We start from the raw sequence: 1,780 nt of genomic DNA on the forward strand, positions 1-1,780 counted from the left end.
CGCGGCGAGATCCGCGGCGCCCGGGGAGGATGGATGGATACGGGAGCGCCACTTCTGGCGGTTGACGGGGTGACGCTGCGGTACAAGACGCGCGATCATCTTGTGACGGCCACCTACCGGGTGAGCTTTTCGGTCTGGCCGGGGGACCGGTTCGTGCTGCTCGGGCCGTCGGGCTGCGGGAAGTCGACGCTGCTGAAGGCGGTGGGCGGCTACATGGCGCCGACCGAGGGCGAGATCCGGCTCAAGGGCCGTCCGGTGAGCGAGCCGGGCCCCGACCGGATGATGGTGTTCCAGGAGTTCGACCAGCTTCTGCCGTGGAAGACCGTCCGGCAGAACGTGGTGTTCGCGCTGGAGGCCTCGGGCCGGCTGAAGGGCCGGGCGGCGCGGGAGCGGGCGGACCTGTACATCGACAAGGTCAAGCTCACGCCGTTCGCCGACAGCTACCCCCACACCCTGTCGGGGGGGATGAAGCAGCGCGTCGCCATCGCCCGCGGCATGGCGATGGAGCCCGACATCCTGCTGATGGACGAGCCGTTCGCCGCCCTCGACGCGCTGACCCGGCGGCGGATGCAGGACGAGCTCCTGATGCTGTGGGAGGGCACGCGCTTCACGGTGCTGTTCGTGACCCACTCGATCCCCGAGGCGATCAAGATCGGCTCGCGCATCCTGCTGCTGTCGCCCCATCCGGGCGAGGTCAAGGCCGAGCTCAACAGCGCCGGGACCCCGGAGGCGGCGCTGCAGCTGGAGAGCCGGATCCAGCAGATGCTGTTTGCGGAAGAGATCCAGGAGGCGGAGAATGTCTAGCGCGCCGGCCCTGACGGGGGCTGCCCGTTCGCGGGCGACGCCGCCGCGCCCGAGCCCGCCGGAGGAGGTCCGGCCCGAGATCGTGCGCGCCACCGGGCACGCCCACGGGGCGACCGTGGTGGAGAAGCCGCTGTCGGTCGCGGAGCGGCTCTACAACCAGGCGTGGCTGCGCAAGGTCGTGATCCTGGTCCTCCTGGCGGGGATCTGGGAAGCCTACGGACGCTACCTCGACAACGACCTGCTGTTCCCGACCTTCACCGCCACGGTGGCGGCGTTCGTGCGCGGCCTGGCGGACGGCACGCTGCCGGCCCGGGCCTGGGTGTCGCTGAAGGTGCTGCTCATGGGCTATGCCGCCGGCATCGGGCTGGCGACGCTGCTGACCGGGCTGGCCATGGCGTCGCGGATCGGGACCGACCTGCTCGAGACGCTGACGTCGATGTTCAACCCGCTGCCGGCGATCGCGCTGCTGCCGCTGGCGCTGATCTGGTTCGGGCTGGGCAGCGGCAGCCTGATCTTCGTGCTGATCCACTCGGTGACCTGGGCGATCGCGCTCAACACCCATTCGGGCTTCCTGTCGGTGAGCCGGACGCTGCGGATGGTCGGGCGCAACTACGGGCTGTCCGGGCCGGGGCTGATCGGCCGGATCCTGATCCCGGCGGCGTTCCCGTCGATCCTGACCGGGCTGAAGGTCGGCTGGGCGTTCGCGTGGCGGACGCTGATCGCGGCCGAGCTGGTGTTCGGGGTCAGCTCGGGTTCGGGCGGGCTGGGGTGGTTCATCTTCGAGAACAAGAACATGCTCGACATCCCGAACGTGTTCGCCGGGCTGCTCACGGTGATCCTGATCGGCCTCGTGGTCGAGAACCTGATCTTCCAGACCATCGAGCGCCGCACCGTCCAGCGCTGGGGCATGCAGGCCTGAGCCGCACCCGGCCGACACCCCGAACGCCCAAGCACCCGGCGTCGGGGGCGGCCGCGC

General features: G+C 70.3%; 2 protein-coding genes. Both read left to right on the forward strand.

All coding sequences use genetic code 11. The annotated features are described in order from the left end of the window. The first annotated feature begins 33 nt into the window (after positions 1-33). Positions 34-804: an ABC transporter ATP-binding protein gene (locus tag MKL01_RS06820; RefSeq protein ID WP_243904463.1), complete on the forward strand. Its 771-nt coding sequence runs from the start codon at positions 34-36 to the stop codon at positions 802-804. Next, entirely contained in the window at positions 797-1,723 is a 927-nt protein-coding gene (locus tag MKL01_RS06825) for an ABC transporter permease (RefSeq protein WP_243904462.1), read from the forward strand. The genes MKL01_RS06820 and MKL01_RS06825 overlap by 8 nt, the downstream gene beginning before the upstream one ends. Positions 1,724-1,780: the final 57 nt, after the last annotated feature.

Origin of the sequence: Methylobacterium sp. J-070 (assembly GCF_022829385.1) — a bacterium.
In the GTDB taxonomy this organism is placed as follows: Bacteria; Pseudomonadota; Alphaproteobacteria; order Rhizobiales; family Beijerinckiaceae; genus Methylobacterium.